Source organism: Cellulomonas sp. Leaf395 (genome assembly GCF_001424125.1).
Classification (GTDB): Bacteria; Actinomycetota; Actinomycetes; order Actinomycetales; family Cellulomonadaceae; genus Cellulomonas.
The window spans coordinates 31255-49605 of the sequence record NZ_LMQI01000002.1; the positions used below are offsets into that span (position 1 = coordinate 31255).

Below are 18351 nucleotides of genomic sequence, written 5' to 3' on the forward strand. Positions count from 1 at the left end.
ACTCCGGGAGGACCTCATGGCTGTACCGCACTTCGACCCCGCCAACGTCACGCGGGCCGCGAACGACACCTTCACCGTCCGCCGAGTGTTCGGCGAGGCGTACGAGCGCGACGGCGCCCTCGTCATCCCGGTCGCCCGGCTCTGGGGCGGGACCGGGTCCGGGTCGGGCTCCGGCGAGGCCGGCGCGCGGGCCAAGGCCGAGGCCGAGGGTGACGTCGAGCCGACGGACGTGCCGCCGGGCGGCCAGTTCGGACACGGGGGCGGGGGCGGCTACGGCGTGCACGTCAAGGCGGTAGGCGTCTTCGTGGTCGACGACAGAGGTGCGCACTGGCGCCCCGCGCTCGACCTCAACCGGGTGATCCTCGGCGGTCAGCTGGTGGGGGCGGTCGTGCTGAGCGCGTTCGCGTTCGCCTGGGCAGCCAGCGCGGTCGCTAGCGAGCTACGTTCGAAGGCCTGAGCCGCAGCTCGAGCGAGTCGACGCGCGCCGCCACGATCTCCGCACCGGCGAGCGCGGCGTTGACCTGCGCCAGCACGGTGTCGAGGCCGGAGCGGTCCAGGCCCGCGACCAGCTCGACGACCACGGCGACCTCGGCGCGCGTGCCGGGTACGGCGTCCACCGACACCACGCCCGCCACCGGCGCCATGGCGCCGGTGATCGCGTCGCGTACCCCTGGGTCGACGCCGTCCGGCGTGACCGCGGGACGCCAGCGCTCCTGCTGCGCGAGAGCCCACACTGCCGGCCGCGGGACCAGCACCGTCGTGGGTCCACCGGGATCGACGACGAGCACCTCCCAGCCCTCGGTCACCGCCGAGAGCGCGGCCCGCGCGATGTCGGAGGGCACGGGTCGGGCGTCCGCGCGCCACGCGGCCATCGTCGCGACGGAGGTGAACACCGGCAGGGCCGTCCGCCCGTCGGGAGCCTGGAGCGCGACGATGCCCGCCGACGCCTCCTTGTCCACGGTGCGCTCGTGGCCGTCGTGCACGACGACGTCCTCGACCTCGAGCTCCGCGAGCACGGGGACGAGCACCCGGGTGCCGGCGAGTGCGTCGACGAGAGCGCCGACCGTCCCCGAGCCGCCCTGGAGCGCGGCAAGAGCGGCGGCGACCGCCGGATCCGCGGTGCCGTCGTCGCCCGCGAACGGGGACGAGGGAGGGAGCTCGCGTCCTGTCACGGGCGTCCGGCGACGTCCAGCGCCTCGGGCAGCGTGAACGCACCCGCGTAGAGCGCCTTGCCGACGATCGCGCCCTCGACGCCGAGCGGCACGAGGGTCCGCAGCACGCGCAGGTCCTCCAGGCTGGACACCCCACCGGACGCGATCACGGGCGCATCCGTGCGGGCGCACATCTGCTGCAGCAGCTCGACGTTCGGGCCGTTGAGCATGCCGTCCTTGTTCACGTCCGTCACGACGTAGCGGGCACACCCGGCGTCCTCGAGCCGGGCGAGCACCTCCCAGAGGTCCCCGCCGTCCTTCGTCCATCCGCGCGCCGCGAGCGTCGTGCCGCGCACGTCCAGGCCCACGGCGACCTGGTCGCCGTACGACCCGATGAGCCGGGCGGTCCACTCCGGGTTCTCCAGGGCGGCCGTGCCGAGGTTGATCCGCGTCGCCCCCGTGCCGAGCGCGCGCTCGACCGACGCGTCGTCGCGGATCCCGCCCGACAGCTCGACCTTCACGCCCTTGCCGACGAGCTCGGCGGTCACCTCGGCGAGCAGGTCGGCGTTGGACCCGCGGCCGAAGGCAGCGTCGAGGTCGACCAGGTGGATCCACTCCGCACCACCCGCGAACCAGTCAAGCGCCGCGGACAGCGGGTCGCCGTAGCCCGTCTCGGTGCCGGCGGCGCCCTGGGTCAGGCGGACGGCCTGGCCGTCGGCGACGTCGACGGCGGGCAGCAGCTCGAGGCGGTCGGTCATGCGTTCACTCCAGGTTCATGGGTGGGGCCGGGGATGTCGGGGGCGAGCGAAGGCAGGGACGAGACCCAGCGGGCCAGCACGGTGGCACCGGCCGCACCGGACGACTCCAGACGGAGCAGGAGCGCGACGAGCGGGCCGTTCTCGACGGCCACGACGAACCGCTCCTCGCCGGACGACCAGGTGACGAGAGGGACCACGAGCCGGGTGTCCGCCGGCCAGTCCTCGAGCAGGGGGAACGTGCGGGGGGCGTGGGCGTCGGGGAGGTCGAAGCGGGCGTCCTCGAGACCGTCGAACAGCGCGGACCTGGGCGGTGCCTGCACGGCGACCTCGCCGGAGGCGGCGTCGACGCAGTCCACGACCCCTGCCCACTCCCCCAGACCCTCCGTGACGGCGCCGTCCCGGACGATGTCGGTGAACATCAGGTGCATGCCGACACCGATCGCGAGGACCGGGCGGCCACCTGCCAGGCGCCGGTCGACCACCTGGTCGGCGCCGAGCGCACGCAGGGCGGGCATCACGTCCGCGGCCGGTGCGCTGCCGGCGATCACGAGGCCGTCGGCGGCCAGGGCGGTGCGCTTGTCCGCGGTGACGACGACGCGCGCACCGGCACGGGTCAGGGCTTGCGCCAACGGTGCGTGGTCGTCGGCGCCGTGGTCGAGCACGACGACGAGGGGCTGAGCAGGCACCGGGCCACGGTACCCGCGGCCGCGAGACGGCACGCACGGACGCCGGTCCGCGAGACGACGTGTGCCGGTCTCGCCGGAGCGGTCAGGAACCGGGCATCCGGCTACTTGCGCTTGGCCGAGCTCGCGATCGTGCGCATGGCCTGCCAGCGGGACATGCCGACGCTCGTGACGACGCCTTCGACCTCGCCGGCCTGGACGGAGCCCAGGAGCAGGTCCTCGAGGACCGGCGGTGCGTCCGACAGCACCAGCCCGGCCGGGAGGTCGTCGCCGCGCTCTCCGCCCGTCCAGCGCGACGCGGTGATCTGCCCCTCGCGCCGCTCGAGCAGGATCACCGGGACGGTGCGCAGCAGCTTCGAGATCGCCGCGGCTCCGTCCGCCGCCGCTCGCGGGTCGCGCAGTGCCGCGATGGCACCGATCGGCGTCGGCACGACGTCCACCTCGACCTGCGCGATCGCGCACGCCGCCGCGAGCGGTGCCGGTACGGCCACCTGCGTGATCACCAGGACCACCGACGGGTCCTCCGCAGGGCGGTCGAGCAGCGAGGAGAGGTCGTCGGGGACCTCGAAATCGTCGGGCAGCTCGTTCTCCGCCATCACAGCGCGCCCTTCGTCGACGGGATGCCCTCGACGCGCGGGTCCAGGGCCACGGCGAACCGCAGCGCCCGGGCGAGCGCCTTGAACTGCGCCTCCACGATGTGGTGCGGGTCCCGGCCGGCGAGCACTCGCACGTGGATGCTGAACGCGGCGTGGTGCGCGATCGACTCGAGCACGTGCCGGGTGAGCGAGCCCGTGAAGTGCCCACCGATCAGGTGGTACTCCTGGCCGGGAGGCTCCCCCGTGTGCACCAGGTACGGGCGCCCGGACACGTCGACGACCGCCTGCGCGAGCGCCTCGTCGAGCGGCACCGTGGCGTCCCCGAACCGCGAGATGCCACGCTTGTCGCCCAGCGCCTGCCGCAGCGCCTCGCCGATCGTGATCGCGACGTCCTCAACCGTGTGGTGCGCGTCGATGTGGGTGTCGCCGGTGGCCTTCACCGTGAGGTCGATGAGCGAGTGCTTGCCCAGGGCCGTGAGCATGTGGTCGTAGAACGGCACGGTCGTCGAGATGTCCGTGCGGCCGGTGCCGTCGAGGTTCAGCTCGACCAGCACGCTCGACTCGCTCGTCGCGCGCTCGATGCGCGCGGTACGCCCAGCGTTCTTGGGGCTCACAGTCCTGCCACCTCACTCAGTGCGTCCTTGAACGCCGCCATGTCCTGCGGTGTGCCGACCGACACCCGCAGCCACCCGTCCGGGCCGACCTCACGGATCAGGACCCCGCGGTCGAGCAGACCCTGCCAGATCGCGTGCCGGTCGTCGAACAGGCCGAACAGCACGAAGTTCGCGTCGGACTCCGCCACGGTCAGGCCGCGCTCGCGCAGCCAGACCACGAGGGCGTCGCGCTCGTCGCGCAGCGACCCGATCTGGGCCATCAGCGCGGGCGCGTGCCGCAGCGCCGCCCGGGCGACCGCCTGGGTCACGGCCGACAGGTGGTACGGCAGCCGGACCACCCGGAGGGCGTCGACCAACGTCGGCGCCGCGGCGAGGTAGCCCACACGAGCGCCGGCAAGGCCGAACGCCTTCGACATGGTCCGGCTGACCGCGAGGTGCGGGTGGTCGGGCAGCAGCTCGAGGGCGGACGGGACACCGGTGCGGCGGAACTCGCCGTAGGCCTCGTCGACCACGACCACGCAGCCGCCCGGCACCTGGGCCGCGGCGTCGAGCACCGCCAGCACCGTCGCGGCCGGCAGCGCCGTCCCCGTGGGGTTGTTCGGGCTGGCCAGGAGCACGACCGAGGGCGCGTGCTCGGCGATCGCGGCCCGCGCGACGTCCGGGTCGAGACCGAAGTCCGCCTCCCGCCGACCGGCGATCCACCCGGTGAACGTGTCGCGGGCGTACTCGGGGTACATGGAGTACGTGGGCGCGAAGGACAGCACCGTGCGACCCGGACCGCCGAACGCCTGCAGGACGTGGAGCATGATCTCGTTCGAGCCGTTGGCGGCCCAGAGCTGCTCGACGGCCAGCTCCACGCCGGACTCGACCCGCAGGTAGCCGGCCAGGTCGGCGCGCAGGGCCTCGAAGTCCCGGTCGGGGTAGCGGTTGAGGCCCGACGCGGCCTGCGCGACGGCCTCGGCGATGTCGGCGACGACGTCGGGCGCCGGAGCGTACGGGTTCTCGTTGACGTTGAGCAGGTGCGGCACGTCGAGCTGGGGAGCGCCGTACGGCTCGAGGCCGACAAGGTCCGGACGCAGCGGCAGGGCTCCGTTCTCCAGAGCACGGTCGAGATCAGAGGTCACGTGCCGAGTCTAAGGAGCGGCCGCGGACGCTTGCCGCGCTGTCCACCCCGCCAGCCGGGAGAGCCCCTCGTCCAGCCCGACCCTGGGCGTCCAGCCGAGGGCCTCACGCGTGCGTCGCTGGTCGAACCAGTGCGCGGTCGAGAGCTGCTCGGCGACGAACCGGGTCAGCGGAGGCTCGCCCGGCATCGGGAACGTGCGCCACGCGGCGTCCAGGAGCGAGCCGGCACCGCGCGCGAGGGCGGCGGGGACGTGTCGTCGGGGCATCGGCACCCCGCTGGCGGCGCAGATGCCCGCGAGGAGCTCCACGACGGGACGAGGCTCACCGTTGGTGACCACGTAGGGCTCGCCGTACGCGCGAGGGTCCGCGTGCAGGGCCGCCACCAGCGCGTCCACCGCGTTGTCGACGTAGGTGGTGTCGATGAGCGCGGCGCCGTCGCCGAGCACCGGCAGGCGGCCCGCCCGCGCCCGCTCGACGATGCGTCCGATCAGCTGGGCGTCCCCCGGCCCCCAGACGAGGTGCGGCCGGACCACGATCACGCGCAGACCGTCGGGGTCGTGCGCCGCGAGCGCGAGGAGCTCTCCGGCTGCCTTGGTCCGCGCGTAGCTGTCGCGGGCGTGATGGGGGTCGGCGGGTCCGGCGCCCGCCCCCACCAACGAGCGACCGTGGTGCGCGACGGACGGCGACGAGACGTGCACGAACCGCCCGACGCCGGCTTCCCGGGCGTGCTCGAGCAGGAGCCGGGTACCGCCGACGTTCACCGCCTCGAACTGCTCGAACGGTCCCGTGATGGTCACCTGGGCCGCCAGGTGCACGACCGCCTCCCGGTCGCGCACGGCGGCCCGCACGACGTCGGGGTCCGTGACCGAGCCGGCCACGTCCTGCGCACCGGCGACGTGCGACGGGCTGCGCTGCAGGGTGCGGACCTCGTGGCCGTCCGCGACCAGTCGGTCCGCGACCGCCCGGCCGAGCATCCCGCTCGCTCCCGTGACCAGCACGCGGGTCACAGGCGGGCCCGCTCTCCCGCCAGCACGCGCTCGGCCCAGGCCGCGACACGGGAGCGGTCGATCTTCGAGCTGTGCCGGACGTCCGTCGGCAGGTGCTCCACGACGAGGACGGCGGCGACGTCGGTACCGGCCGTCGCCGCGCGGACCGCCGCCGCTAGGTCGGGCTCCGCGACGACGGGGCCGTGCGAGTACACCTCCGGCTGGACGACGACGACGATCTGCTGGGCGCCCCGCGGCCCGACGCCGACCACGGCCGCGGACACGACCTCGTCGACCGTCTGCGCCCGCTGCTCCAGCCCGACGGGTGTGCGGACGCCGTCAGCCGTGACCAGCACGTGTGCGAGCCGGCCCTCGATCCAGAGCCGGCCGTCGTCGTCGAGGTGCCCGACGTCACCCGTCCGGTGCCAGCCGGCGTCCCGGGCGGATGCCTGCTGCGTGATCCAGAGGTTGTCGTACCGCTCCTTGACGTGTGCCGCGGCCACGAGCACCTCCCCCGTGGCGCCCGGCACGGTGTCCGGCGCACCGGTCGGGTCGCCGTCGGCGTCGAGCGCGCTGAGCGCGACGCGGACCCCGGGGACCGGCTTCCCGACGCACACCCCGTCACCCGTGCCGACGGCGCGGAGCTCGTCCAGCGACACGTCGGCGACGATGAGCGCCTCGGTCATCCCGTACGGCGTGTGGGCCTCGGCGGAGGGCATCAGTGTCGCCGCGGCCTCGAGCAGGTCGACGCCGACCGGTGCGCCGGCCGAGAGGAACAGCCGGACGCCGGCGAGCGCCGCGAGCTCCGACCCGTCCGCCGTGCGCACGACCGACCGCAGCGCAGCCGGCGAGGCGAAGACGACCGCGGCGTCGACCGCTCGGACCGCCTCGGCCAGCGCGCTGGCCGTGAGCGTGCCGGGCGCCGTCACGTCCATGTCCGGGCTCGCGCTCGTCGCCCCCAGCGCGGGACCGAGCAGGACGAAGGGTGCGAAGACCGCGACGAGCGGGCTGTCCGGGCCGATGTCGTACGTGCGGGCGACCACGTCGCGCATCGCGGCGAGCCTGCGGTGCGTGTAGACGACGCCCTTGGCCGGACCGGTCGACCCGGAGGTGAACAGGACTGCCGCGTCGGCGTCGGCGTCGGGCCACGGCAGGTCGCCGTTGGCTGCGCGACCGAGCGCCGCGAGGTCGTCCAGGGACGCGCTGACGCCGAGGGTCCGTGCCACGCCCGCGCGAAGCGGGCCTGCGCTGACCAGCGTCGGCGCCCAGCGCAGCCACCGTGCAGCCACCAGGGCCTTCTCGATCCCGATGAGGACGGTGGGGTCCGCGGCGCGCACCGCGCGTGTGAGCCCCTGGACACCGAGTCCGGCATCGGCGACGACCACGACCGCCCCGAGCCGCAGGCACGCGTACAGCACGGCCGTCAGGTCCGCCCCGGGCGGCACCAGGAGGGCGACCCGGTCCCCCGGCCGGACGCCGCTCGCCGCGAGGCCACGAGCCAGCTGGTCCGTCCGGGCCGCGAGCGCCGCCCAGGTCACCCGGCGCGATCGCGGGCCCGCCAGCTCGATCAGTGCGGTGCCGTCGTCGTCGGCCCGCTCGACGAGGGTCGCGCCCAGGGCGCGGTAGGGCTCGTCGGTCGCAGGAGACGACGCCGGGACCTCGCGCGCGTCGAGCCAGCGCAGGACCGCCCCGGCGACGTCCTCGTCCTCGACCACCAGGTGGCCGGCACCCTCGAAGCGGTGCACGTCCGCGTGCGGCAGCCGCTCGCGCAGGTCGCGCAGGTAGCGCGCCGAGAACACCGGGTCGTGCGTGCCCCACAGGAGCAGCGCCGGCACGTCGAGGCCGCGCACGCCCGCCGCGATCCGGTCGAGCTCCGGGCGGCTGGGGTGGTCGGCGGTGGCCGGGATGTCGGCGACGAAGCCGCCGATCCCGGCCCGGCGGTCGGCGGTGCGGTAGGGCGCGCGGAAGCCGTCGGCGATCGCGCGCTCCAGGCGGGGGCGGGCGAGCGCGAGCGTGGCCTCGACGAACGCCGGCGTGGTGACCGTGCCCGCCGGGAGGACGCCCGGTGCCGTCGCCACGCGCAGCGCGCCGGGGAGGGGATCGTCGAGATCGTGGTGCACGGCGGTGTTCGTGAGCACGACGCCGGCCAGCAGGTCCGGGTGGTCGAGTGCCCAGCCGAGGCTGATGAGGCCGCCCCAGTCGTGCCCGACCGTCACGACCGGCCCGGCGAGTCCGAGGTGGTCGGTCAGCGCACCGAGGTCGGCGATCCTGCCGGCCAGGCGGTGCTGCTCCCCCGTCCGCTCGGAGAACCCCATCTCCAGCTGGTCGACGGCGACCACACGCCAGGGGCGCTCCTCGCGCGCGCCGGCGGCGACGAGCCGGCGCCACAGGAACGACCACGTCGGGTTGCCGTGCACGCACAGCAGCGTGCCGACGGGCTCGGCCTGCAGGGTCGGGGCGTTGTCGAGCAGGTGCCACGTCCGCGGTCCCACCTGGACCGTCCGCGACCAGCGCGCATCGATCCCACCTGCCGCCAGGACGTCCGCAGGCGGACGCGACGCCATGGTCACCAGACGATCTCAGCCATCGCGGTGTGCAGGCCGGAGCCGACGCCCATGCACAGCACCCGGTCACCCGTGCGCAGCGAGTCGGACTGCTCCGCCAGCGTCATCGGCAGCGCGGCCGGGCCGACGTTGCCCCAGCGGGGGAAGGTCGTCGGGACCTTGTCGAGGTCGAGGCCCAGCGCCTCCACGATCGAGCGGGTGTGCACCGACGAGACCTGGTGCGTGACGATGCGGTCGACGCCCGTCCAGTCCCACTCCGGCTGCGCCTCGTTCCAGGCGTCGACCACGAGCTCGAGGCCGCCGGCCAGCAGCCCGGCCGGGTCCGTCTTCATCCCGTCGACACCCCCGACGCACAGCTCGTGGTGCTGCGTGGCGGACCGGGCGACGCCACCGACCAGCCGGTGGGCGCCCGGGTGCAGGTGCGCGGGGCCGAGGACCGCCGCCGCCGCGCCCGCGCCGAGCGTCAGGGTGGCGAACTCCTCGAGGAACTGTTCGCGGGTGGTCCCCGGGGCGGTCAGCCTCGCGAGCGTGGCCTCCTGCGTGGGCCGCGGGTCCTCGCCGTTGACGATGACCGCGTACCGGATCTGCCCCGAGTCGATCAGCTGTGCCGCGAGCGTCATGCCGTTGACGAAGCCGAGGCACGCGTTGGTCAGGTCGAAGCCGAGCGCGCTCGACGGCAGCGACAGCCCGGAGTGGATGCGGGAGGCCACCGACGGCTCGAGGAACGTCCTGGTCACGGACGTGTTGATGAGCAGGCCGACGTCGCCCGCGTCGATCCCCGCCTCGGCCAGTGCCTTCGCCCCGGCCGCGGTGGCCGCGTCGTCGAACGTCATCTCCTCGTCCCACCAGCGTCGCTCGTGCACGCCCGCCACACGCGACAGCAGCCCTCGCGGGAGGCGAAGGCGCTTCAGGGTCGGTGCGAGCTGCTGGTCGAAGACCGTCGATGGCACCACGACCGGTGCCTCGATGCCGACGACCGCCAGGAGCGCGACGTCACGGTGTCGGAACGTCGCGTTGCCTGTCACAGGCTGTCCTCTCGACGGGGCGATGGTTGCGCGCAGGAGCGGGTGGGCACGCTGGCTCGTGGGTGAGATGACTCAGAATCTGGCCCGCACCGCCTCGCCGTGCGCGGGCAGGCCTTCGGCGTCCGCGAGCGCGACGATCTTGTCCGCGACCTCGGCGAGCGCGTCGGCGTCGTACTCGATCACCTGCACGGCGCGCAGGAACGAGTGCACCCCGAGGCCGCTGGCGAAGTGCGCGCAGCCCCCCGTCGGGAGCACGTGGTTGGACCCAGCCATGTAGTCGCCGAGCGAGACGGGCGAGTAGGCGCCGACGAAGATCGCCCCGGCGCTGGTCACGCGCTCGGCCAGCGCGGCAGCGCCGACCGTCTGGATCTCCAGGTGCTCCGCGCCGTACGCGTTGACCACCTCGAGGCCCTGCTCGAGGTCGTCGACGAGCACGATGGCGGACTGCTCGCCGCCCAACGCCGTCGTCACGCGGCCGCGGTGCATCGTCGCGTCCACCCGGTCGACGAGCTTGGCCTCGACCGATCCCGCCAGCTCGACGGACGGCGTCACCAGGACGGCGGCGGCCAGCGGGTCGTGCTCGGCCTGGGAGACGAGGTCGGCGGCGACGTGGTTCGCGTCGGCCGTGCCGTCGGCCAGGATCGCGATCTCCGTCGGCCCCGCCTCGGCGTCGATGCCGACGAACCCGCGCACAAGACGCTTCGCCGCAGCGACGTAGACGTTGCCCGGACCGGTGACGACGTCGACCGGTTCGCAGAGCGTCTCGCCGTCGACCTCCTCGGTACCGGCCGCGCCGTAGGCGAACATCCCGATCGCCTGCGCGCCGCCGACCGCATACACCTCGTCGATGCCCAGGAGGGCGCAGGTAGCCAGCACCACCGGGTCGGGCAGCCCGTCCTGGTCCTTCTGCGGGGGCGACGCCACGGCGAGCGACCCGACACCGGCCGCCTGCGCGGCGACGACGTTCATGACCACCGACGACGGGTAGACGGCGAGCCCGCCCGGGACATAGAGGCCGACGCGACGGACGGGCACCCACCGCTGCCGGACCTGCGCACCGGGCGCAAGCTCGACGGTGAAGTCGGCGGGCCGCTGGGCACCGTGCACCTGGCGGACGCGCCGGATGGTCTCCTCGAGCGCCGCCCGGACCTCCGGGTCGAGAGAGCCGACCGCGGCAGCGATCACGTCCGTCGGGACGCGCAGGTGCGTCGGTCGGACGCCGTCGAAACGCTCCGCGAGGTCGCGCAGCTCGGCGGCCCCGCGCGTGCGGACGGCTGCGAGGAGCGGTGCGACGATCTCGGCGGCGTGCTCGACGTCGACCTCGGCACGGGGAAGCTCCTCCAGGAGCTCGCGGCGCGACAGGGTGCGACCGCGCAGGTCGATGCGGGTGATCACGTTCCCGAGCATAGGACGGACCCCTGCTCGCGGCCTGACCACGACCACCGGGTGAGCCGTGCGCTGCACCACAGTCCTGGGGCGGGGCAGACTGCTCCCATGACTGCTCCCTTCGCCGAGGTGCCCATCTCCGACGACTCGATCCGGCTCGGCCAGTTCCTCAAGCTGGCCGACCTCGCCGACTCCGGTGCGCACGCCCGCGCGCTGCTCGAGGACGGGGCCGTCACCGTCAACGGTGAGGACGAGACCCGCCGCGGCCGTCAGCTGGTCCGCGGTGACGTGGTCGAGGTCGACCTGCCGACGGGCTACAAGGAGGCCACGGTCGGCTGATCGGCCTCACTCCTCGCGGTACCGCGGCAGCGCCGCCTCGAACAGGTCGTCCCACGCGCGGACCGGCCGGCCGGCGACGTGGTCGTCCAGCTGGTCGAGCGAGGCGTGCCAGCCGCCGCCGTAGCCGCGTGCCGCCGCCTCTTCGAGGTCGAGGTGCTCCAGCACGAGGACCGCGCCCTCGCCGTCCGCGCGGATGTCGACGGCCACACGGGTCTCGCGCTCCCCGGGGAACAGCCACCCGATCACCAGCCTGCGCGGCGCGTCGCACTCGAGGACCTCGCCGACCGCGTTCTGCGGCGACCCGGCGACGTCGTCACCCATCCGCAGCTCGTACCGGCCACCGACCACGAGGTCGCCGTAGACCGGACCGAGCCAGCGGGCGAGCCGGTCGGGTTCGGTCACGGACGACCAGAGGTCCTCCGGCGTCGTCGCAAACCTGCGCTCGAAGCGGACCGTCACGCCGGTCGGGGTCGGTGTCAGCACGCCCCACACGTCAGTCGTCATCATGTCTCCTCCGCATCCGCGCCCCGCGGGCGATCTCCGTCTCCAACGCGTCCAGGTGTCCGTCCCAGAACCGGCGGACGCGCCGCGCCCACGCCTCGACCTCGTCGACCGCCTCCGGCCGGACCGAGTAGAGCCGGACCGCGCCCTGCGGCACCGAGTCGACGACGCCGGCCTCCCGCAGCACGCGCAGGTGGCGCGACGCGGCCGGCTGGCTGATGCCGAACTCCGCGCCGACCGCTGTCGCCAGCTGCCCGGCGCTGCGCTCACCGTCGGCGAGGAGCTCGACCAGCCGACGCCGGACCGGGTCCCCCAACGCGTCCATCACCTGCATGGCGGCAACACTTCCACTCCTGGTTATATAACGCAACAGGTATATACGGTCGCCGATAGTCTCGACACGTGGATCTGAGCCGGCTGCCCGACAACCTGCCCGCGCCCGCAGACGACGGCGCGGCCGAGCACCTGACCGGGAGACGGCTCCCCGCGATCGCCCTGCCCGCCACGGACGGGTCGGAGGTGGCCCTCGACCAACTGGAGGCAGGGCGCACGATCATGTACGCCTACCCGCTCACCGGCCGGCCGGGCATCGACCAGCCCGACGACTGGGACACCATCCCCGGCGCACGCGGCTGCACCGCGGAGGCGTGCGCGTTCCGCGACCACCACGCCGACCTCCTCGCCGCCGGCGCGTCCGGGGTGTACGGGCTGTCGACGCAGGACACCGACTACCAGCGCGAGGCCGTCGACCGCCTGCACCTGCCGTTCCCGATGCTCAGCGACGAGGCGTTCGCGCTCACGCACGCGCTCGGGCTGCCCACGTTCGACGCCGGCGGCCGGACGCTGCTGCGCCGCCTCACGATGGTCGTCCGCGACGGGGTCGTCGAGAAGGTGTTCTACCCCGTGTTCCCGCCCGACCGGCACGCGGCCGAGGTGCTCGCGTGGCTGGTCAGGACGCCAGGCAGCTAGGCCCGAGCAGCGCCTTCAGATCCCCGAACAGGGACGGAGACCGCTCGACGCGCAGCCCATGATCAAGCCGCATGACGGTCGCGCGGCCCGGACTGGTCAGTCGGAGGTGGACCTCGGTCACGCCCGGGTGCGTGGAGAGCACCTCACGGAGCCGTTCGACCACCGGAGGCGTGCACCGGGAGACCGCCATCGAGACCACGACCGGCGCGTCCGCGGCCTGCGAGACGTCGGGCAGCGACACCTCCATGGCCTGCAGCTGCATCGTCTCGTCGCGCCGTCGCACCCGCCCGCGGATCACCACGACCGCGTCCTCGGCCAACGCCGTCGAGTACGCCAGGTAGGTCTCGCCGAAGAACATGATCTCGACCGAGGCCTCCATGTCCTCGATCGTGACCGCGGCCCACGGGTTGCCCTGCTTCGACATCTTGCGCTGCAGCGACGTGATGAGGCCCGCGATGACCACCGTCGAACCGTCGGGCCTCTGCTCGTCGCCCAGCAGCGTCGCGATCGACACGTCCGCGGCGGCGGCGAGCACGTGCTCCAGCCCCGACAGCGGATGGTCCGACACGTACAGGCCGAGCATCTCCCGCTCGAACGCGAGCCGCTGCTTCTTGTCCCAGTCCGGCAGGTCGGGCACGACGACCGCGAAGCCCTGTGCCCCGTCGTCGCCGCCCATGAGGTCGGCGAACAGGTCGAACTGCCCCTCCGCCTCCTTGCGCTTGACCCCGATCACCGAGTCGACCGCCTGCTCGTGCACCAGCAGGAGCGCACGCCGTGCGTGTCCGAGCGAGTCGAACGCGCCGGCCTTGATCAGCGACTCGATGGTCCGCTTGTTGCAGACGACGGCCGGCACCTTGTCGAGGAAGTCGGTGAAGGACGTGAACGCGCCCTTCTCCTCGCGCGCCCGCACGATCGCGTCCACGACGTTGGCGCCGACGTTGCGGACGGCCGTCAGGCCGAACCGGATGTCCTTGCCGACAGCCGTGAAGTTGGCCGACGACGAGTTGACGTCCGGCGCGAGCACCGTGATGCCCATGTGCCGGCACTCGCCCAGGTACAGCGCCGACTTGTCCTTGTCGTCGCGCACGCTGGTGAGCAGGCCGGCCATGTACTCGGTCGGGTAGTTCGCCTTGAGGTAGGCGGTCCAGTAGGAGATGACGCCGTACGCGGCGGAGTGCGCCTTGTTGAAGGCGTACCCGGCGAACGGCACCAGCACGTCCCAGACGGCCTGGATGGAGGCGTCGGAGTACCCGCGCTCGCGCATCCCGGCCTGGAACGGGACGAACTCCTTGTCGAGGACCTCCTTCTTCTTCTTGCCCATCGCGCGGCGCAGCAGGTCGGCCTGGCCGAGCGTGTAGCCGGCCAGCTTCTGCGCGGCGCGCTGGACCTGCTCCTGGTAGACGATCAGGCCGTGGGTGATACCCACGACCTCCTCGAGCGGCGCCTCCAGCTCGGGGTGGATGGGCTCCACCTTCTGCAGGCCGTTCTTGCGCAGCGCGTAGTTGATGTGGGAGTTCATCCCCATCGGGCCCGGCCGGTACAGCGCGATGACGGCCGAGATGTCCTCGAAGTTGTCGGGGCGCATCTGGCGCAGCAGCGACCGCATCGGCCCGCCGTCGAGCTGGAAGACGCCCAGGGTGTCGCCGCGACCGAGGAGCTCGTACGTCGCCGGGTCGTCGAGCGGGACCTCCTCGATCTTGATGGCGGGCTTGCCGTTCATCTCGATGTTCTCGAGCGCGTCGTCGAGGATCGTGAGGTTGCGCAGGCCGAGGAAGTCCATCTTGATCAGGCCCAGGGCCTCGGACCCCGGCTGGTCGAACTGGGTGATGATCGCGCCGTCCTGCGGACGCCGCATGATCGGGACGATGTCCACCAGCGGCTCGCTCGACATGATGACGCCGGCCGCGTGCACACCCCACTGCCGCTTGAGGTTCTCCAGCCCCTTCGCGGTCTCCAGCACGCGCTGCGCCTCAGGGTCGGCCTGCACCACCTGGCGGAACTCGTCGGCCTCCGCGTACCGCGGGTCCTGCGGGTTGTAGATGCCCGACAGCGTGATGTCTTTGCCCATCACCGCGGGCGGCATCGCCTTGGTGAGCTTCTCCCCCATCGCGAACGGGAAGCCGAGGACGCGCGACGCGTCCTTGAGCGCCTGCTTGGCCTTGATGGTGCCGTACGTGACGATCTGCGCGACCCGGTCCTCGCCGTACTTGTCCGTCACGTACCGGATGACCTCGCCGCGCCGACGCTCGTCGAAGTCGACGTCGACGTCGGGCCAGGACACGCGCTCCGGGTTGAGGAAGCGCTCGAAGATCAGGCCGTGCTCGAGCGGGTCCAGCTCCGTGATGCCCATCGCGTACGACGCCATCGAGCCCGCCGCGGACCCACGGCCCGGACCGACGCGGATGCCCTGGTCCTTGGCCCAGTTGATGAAGTCGGCGACGACGAGGAAGTAGCCGGAGAACCCGAGCTGCGTGATGACGCCCGTCTCGTACTCGGCCTGGGTGCGGACGTCCGACGGGATCGCCCCGTGGTACCGCTTCTGGAGGCCGGTCTCGACCTCCTTGATGAACCAGGAGTCTTCGCTCTCCCCGGCCGGGACCGGGAAGTTCGGCATGAAGTTGGCGTCGGTGTTGAACTCCACCTCGCACTGCTCCGCGATGAGGACCGTGTTGTCGCACGCCTCCGGGATCTCCGCCCAGGTGCGCCGCATCTCCTCGGCGGACTTCAGGTAGAACTGGTCGGTGTCGAACTTGAACCGGTCGGGGTCGGCCAGGGTCGAGCCCGACTGGACGCACAGCAGCACCTCGTGCGCGTGGCTGTCCTCGTGCTTGGTGTAGTGCAGGTCGTTCGTCGCGACGACGGGGGCGCCGATCGACTCGGCCAGGCGCCGCAGGTCCTTGATGACCCGCGTCTCGATCTCGAGCCCGTGGTCCATCAGCTCGATGTAGTAGTTCTCCTTGCCGAACAGGTCCTGCATCTCGCCCGCGGCCCGCACGGCCTCGTCGAACTGGCCCAGGCGGATGCGCGTCTGCACCTCGCCGGACGGACAGCCGGTGGTCGCGATGAGCCCGTCGCTGTAGGTGCTGAGCAGGTCGCGGTCCATGCGGGGCCACTTGCCCATCTGGCCCTCGAGAGACGCCAGCGAGGACATCCGGAAGAGGTTGTGCATCCCCTTGGTGGACTTCGCCAGCAACGTCATGTGCGTGTAGGCACCGCGGGCCGACACGTCGTCCGCCGCCTGGTGCGACTCGCCCCACCGGACCCGGTTCTGGTCGAACCGGCTGGTGCCCGGGGTGACGTACGCCTCGACGCCGATGATCGGCTTGATGCCGTGGTTCTTGGCCTTCTGCCAGAAGTCGAACGCCCCGAACAGGTACCCGTGGTCGGTGATCGCGACCGCGGTCTGCCCGAGGCGGTTGGCCTCGGTGAACAGGTCGTCCAGGCGCGCCGCGCCGTCGAGCATCGAGTACTCGGTGTGCACGTGGAGGTGGACGAAGTCGGAGCCTCCAGCTGATGCCATGCGGGCGATCCTACGTCGCGGGGCTGACACTCCCCGGCCGCGACCCGGCTGTGTCGGCGGGCGCACGGCGTGTCGCTCCGCACGTGTGTCGCGGCTACTGAGGGGCCGTGACGACCTTCACCGCGTCGTGGTGCCAGATGCCCTCGCTGAGGTACCGCTCGGGGCGCGCGACGTAGCCCAGCCGCGCGTAGAACCCCAGCGCCTGCTCCTGCGCGCTGAGCTCGACCGACACCGACCGGACACCGTCGACGACGACGCCGTGGCGCTCCACGGCGAGCTCCTCGAGGTCGGTCATGAGCAGCGCCCCGATGCCGAGGCCGCGCGCGGTGGACAGCACCGCGACCCGGCCGATGTGCGCAGGGCCGTCCGCGTGCTCGGGCGCCAGCAGGCGCGCCGTGCCCAGCGCGGTGCCGTCGGCGGCGAGCGCCAGCACGTGCGCGGTGGAGGGGTCGGTGTCGAGCTCGTCCATCTCGACCTCGGCGTCCACGCCCTGCTCGTCGACGAACACCGTCACCCGGATCGCGGTCATCTGGGCGCGCTGCTCGGGCGTCTCCACCCGGACGATCTCGATCACATGTACCCGTCCTGCAGCACCGCCAGCGACGTCGACAGGTCCTCCGGGTACTCGCTGGTCAGCTCGAGCCACTCGCCCGAGCTCGGGTGGTGGAAGCCGAGCCGCATGGCGTGCAGCCACTGCCGGCTCAGGCCCACCCTCGCCGCCAGGGACGGGTCCGCCCCGTACATGAGGTCGCCCACGCAGGGGTGCCTCGTCGCCGCGAAGTGCACCCGGATCTGGTGGGTGCGACCGGTCTCCAGGTGCACCTCGACCAGGGAGGCCGCGGGCAGCATCTCGAGCACCTCGTAGTGCGTGACCGACGGCTTGCCGTCGGCGACGACCGCGAACTTCCAGTCCGAGCTGGGGTGCCGACCGATGGGGGCGTCGATGGTGCCCGTCGTCGGCTCCGGATGGCCCTGGACGAGCGCGTGGTAGACCTTCTCGACCGTGCGCTCCTTGAACGCCCGCTTGAGCACCGTGTACGCGTGCTCGGACTTGGCGACGACCATGAGGCCCGACGTGCCGGCGTCCAGGCGGTGCACGATCCCCTGTCGCTCGGCGGCGCCCGACGTCGAGATCCGGTAGCCGACGGCCACGAGCGCGCCGACGACGGTCGGCCCGGACCACCCGGGAGACGGGTGCGCGGCGACGCCGACAGGCTTGTCGATGACCACGATGTCGTCGTCGTCGTACACGATCCGCATGCCGGGCACGGGCTCGGCGACGATCTCGATGGTCTCCGCGGGGACCACGGCCGGGATCTGCACCTCGAGCCACCCGCCCGCGGCTAGCCGGTCGGACTTGCCGAGCTGCTTGCCGTCTAGCTGCACGCCACCGGCCTCGGCGATCTCCGCCGCCCGGGTGCGGGACAGACCCAGCAGCCGCGCCAGCGCCGCGTCGACCCGCTCGCCGACGAGTCCGTCCGGCACGGGCATCGCGCGCGTGTCAGGCATTCTGCTCGGTGGTCGTCGTGGAGGCCGCGTCCTGCTCGGACAGCGGGGCGTCGCCGGCGCTCTGGTCGTCCCGCTCCGTGTCCTGCTCGCTCTTGCCGTGCCCGTCCCGCGTGCCGTCGATGTGCACGCCCAGCGCGGCCAGGATCACGACGAGGACGGCCGCCGTGACGATCGCGATGTCCGCGACGTTGCCGACGAACCAGTCCGCGTACGCGATGAAGTCGACCACCTCGCCGCTCGCGAGACCGGGTTCGCGGAACAGCCGGTCGATCAGGTTGCCGAGCGCGCCACCCAGCAGCAGCCCGAGTGCGACCGCCCACGCCCACGACCCGATCCGGCGGCTGGCCCGGACGATGACGACGATCACCGCGGTCGCGACGATCGTCAGCACCCACGTCATCCCCGTGGCGATCGACAGCGCCGCACCGGGGTTGAAGACCAGCTGCAATCCGAGCAGCTTCCCCAGCAGGTCGTGACGCTCACCCTCGACCAGCGAGCTGATCGCCCACGCCTTCGACGCCTGGTCGAGCACCAGCACGACGGCGGAGATCGAGAAGAGCGCGATCAGCAGGGCGCGTCGACGGGTGTTCGGAGGCGCGTCAGGCTGGTCGTCCGTGGTGGTGGGCAC

The 18351-nt window shown here is 72.9% G+C and carries 19 protein-coding genes; 3 read left to right on the forward strand and 16 right to left on the reverse strand.

What is annotated here, in order from left to right; genetic code table 11:
* Nucleotides 1-16: 16 nt before the first annotated feature.
* A complete protein-coding gene (locus tag ASG23_RS19435) occupies nucleotides 17-457 on the forward strand; it encodes a spore germination protein GerW family protein (protein ID WP_082515822.1) in 441 nt (146 codons plus the stop codon).
* Here the strand turns inward: ASG23_RS19435 and ASG23_RS04430 are convergent.
* The 10 genes from ASG23_RS04430 to hisD all read right to left on the reverse strand — a co-directional run bounded on the left by ASG23_RS04430 (nucleotide 432) and on the right by hisD (nucleotide 10894).
* On the reverse strand, nucleotides 432-1172 hold the full coding sequence (locus ASG23_RS04430; RefSeq protein ID WP_056020880.1) for an SseB family protein: 741 nt from the start codon (nucleotides 1170-1172) through the stop codon (nucleotides 432-434). The genes ASG23_RS19435 and ASG23_RS04430 overlap by 26 nt on opposite strands.
* Nucleotides 1169-1909 (reverse strand): bifunctional 1-(5-phosphoribosyl)-5-((5-phosphoribosylamino)methylideneamino)imidazole-4-carboxamide isomerase/phosphoribosylanthranilate isomerase PriA, encoded by a 741-nt coding sequence (priA, locus tag ASG23_RS04435; protein ID WP_056020883.1) that lies wholly within the window; start codon nucleotides 1907-1909, stop codon nucleotides 1169-1171. The genes ASG23_RS04430 and priA overlap by 4 nt, the downstream gene beginning before the upstream one ends.
* Complete coding sequence (locus ASG23_RS04440; RefSeq protein ID WP_056020886.1) at nucleotides 1906-2595, reverse strand: hypothetical protein; 690 nt, start codon at nucleotides 2593-2595, stop codon at nucleotides 1906-1908. Before ASG23_RS04440 ends, priA begins: the two co-directional genes overlap by 4 nt.
* A 101-nt stretch (nucleotides 2596-2696) precedes the next feature.
* Complete coding sequence (locus ASG23_RS04445; RefSeq protein WP_056020888.1) at nucleotides 2697-3188, reverse strand: hypothetical protein; 492 nt, start codon at nucleotides 3186-3188, stop codon at nucleotides 2697-2699.
* Entirely contained in the window at nucleotides 3188-3802 is a 615-nt protein-coding gene (hisB, locus tag ASG23_RS04450) for an imidazoleglycerol-phosphate dehydratase HisB (RefSeq protein ID WP_056020892.1), read from the reverse strand. The genes ASG23_RS04445 and hisB overlap by 1 nt, the downstream gene beginning before the upstream one ends.
* A complete protein-coding gene (locus ASG23_RS04455) occupies nucleotides 3799-4926 on the reverse strand; it encodes a histidinol-phosphate transaminase (protein ID WP_056020895.1) in 1128 nt (375 codons plus the stop codon). Before ASG23_RS04455 ends, hisB begins: the two co-directional genes overlap by 4 nt.
* Before the next feature lie 9 nt (nucleotides 4927-4935).
* A complete protein-coding gene (locus ASG23_RS04460) occupies nucleotides 4936-5931 on the reverse strand; it encodes an NAD-dependent epimerase/dehydratase family protein (protein WP_268760881.1) in 996 nt (331 codons plus the stop codon).
* On the reverse strand, nucleotides 5928-8474 hold the full coding sequence (locus tag ASG23_RS04465; RefSeq protein ID WP_056020898.1) for an alpha/beta fold hydrolase: 2547 nt from the start codon (nucleotides 8472-8474) through the stop codon (nucleotides 5928-5930). The genes ASG23_RS04460 and ASG23_RS04465 overlap by 4 nt, the downstream gene beginning before the upstream one ends.
* A gap of 2 nt (nucleotides 8475-8476) precedes the next feature.
* A complete protein-coding gene (locus tag ASG23_RS04470) occupies nucleotides 8477-9499 on the reverse strand; it encodes a 3-oxoacyl-ACP synthase III (protein WP_056020901.1) in 1023 nt (340 codons plus the stop codon).
* A 72-nt stretch (nucleotides 9500-9571) separates the two neighbouring features.
* Nucleotides 9572-10894 (reverse strand): histidinol dehydrogenase, encoded by a 1323-nt coding sequence (gene hisD, locus ASG23_RS04475; protein ID WP_056022550.1) that lies wholly within the window; start codon nucleotides 10892-10894, stop codon nucleotides 9572-9574.
* 99 nt (nucleotides 10895-10993) lie between these two features.
* On the opposite strand from hisD, the gene ASG23_RS04480 reads away from it, so the two are divergent.
* Nucleotides 10994-11224, forward strand: a complete 231-nt coding sequence (locus ASG23_RS04480) for an RNA-binding S4 domain-containing protein (RefSeq protein ID WP_056020904.1) — start codon at nucleotides 10994-10996, stop codon at nucleotides 11222-11224.
* Between the two features lie 6 nt (nucleotides 11225-11230).
* On the opposite strand, the gene ASG23_RS04485 is transcribed toward ASG23_RS04480, so the two are convergent.
* Together ASG23_RS04485 and ASG23_RS04490 are read right to left on the reverse strand one after the other, a co-directional pair.
* Nucleotides 11231-11728, reverse strand: a complete 498-nt coding sequence (locus ASG23_RS04485; RefSeq protein WP_056020907.1) for an SRPBCC family protein — start codon at nucleotides 11726-11728, stop codon at nucleotides 11231-11233.
* Entirely contained in the window at nucleotides 11718-12059 is a 342-nt protein-coding gene (locus tag ASG23_RS04490; protein WP_056020910.1) for an ArsR/SmtB family transcription factor, read from the reverse strand. The genes ASG23_RS04485 and ASG23_RS04490 overlap by 11 nt, the downstream gene beginning before the upstream one ends.
* Nucleotides 12060-12127: 68 nt before the next feature.
* Between ASG23_RS04490 and ASG23_RS04495 the strand changes: the two genes are divergently transcribed.
* Entirely contained in the window at nucleotides 12128-12694 is a 567-nt protein-coding gene (locus ASG23_RS04495) for a peroxiredoxin (protein ID WP_056020913.1), read from the forward strand.
* Here the strand turns inward: ASG23_RS04495 and dnaE are convergent.
* The 4 genes from dnaE to ASG23_RS04515 form a co-directional block, all read right to left on the reverse strand.
* Nucleotides 12675-16214, reverse strand: coding sequence for a DNA polymerase III subunit alpha (gene dnaE, locus ASG23_RS04500; protein ID WP_056020916.1), 3540 nt, complete (start codon nucleotides 16212-16214; stop codon nucleotides 12675-12677). The two genes, ASG23_RS04495 and dnaE, sit on opposite strands and share 20 nt — an antisense overlap.
* 94 nt (nucleotides 16215-16308) lie before the next feature.
* Nucleotides 16309-16788, reverse strand: coding sequence for a GNAT family N-acetyltransferase (locus ASG23_RS04505; RefSeq protein WP_056020920.1), 480 nt, complete (start codon nucleotides 16786-16788; stop codon nucleotides 16309-16311).
* Complete coding sequence (locus ASG23_RS04510) at nucleotides 16785-17723, reverse strand: RluA family pseudouridine synthase (protein ID WP_056020923.1); 939 nt, start codon at nucleotides 17721-17723, stop codon at nucleotides 16785-16787. The genes ASG23_RS04505 and ASG23_RS04510 overlap by 4 nt, the downstream gene beginning before the upstream one ends.
* The gene (locus ASG23_RS04515) at nucleotides 17716-18351 is read right to left on the reverse strand and encodes a signal peptidase II (protein WP_082515823.1); all 636 of its coding nucleotides are present in this window, start codon (nucleotides 18349-18351) and stop codon (nucleotides 17716-17718) included. Before ASG23_RS04515 ends, ASG23_RS04510 begins: the two co-directional genes overlap by 8 nt.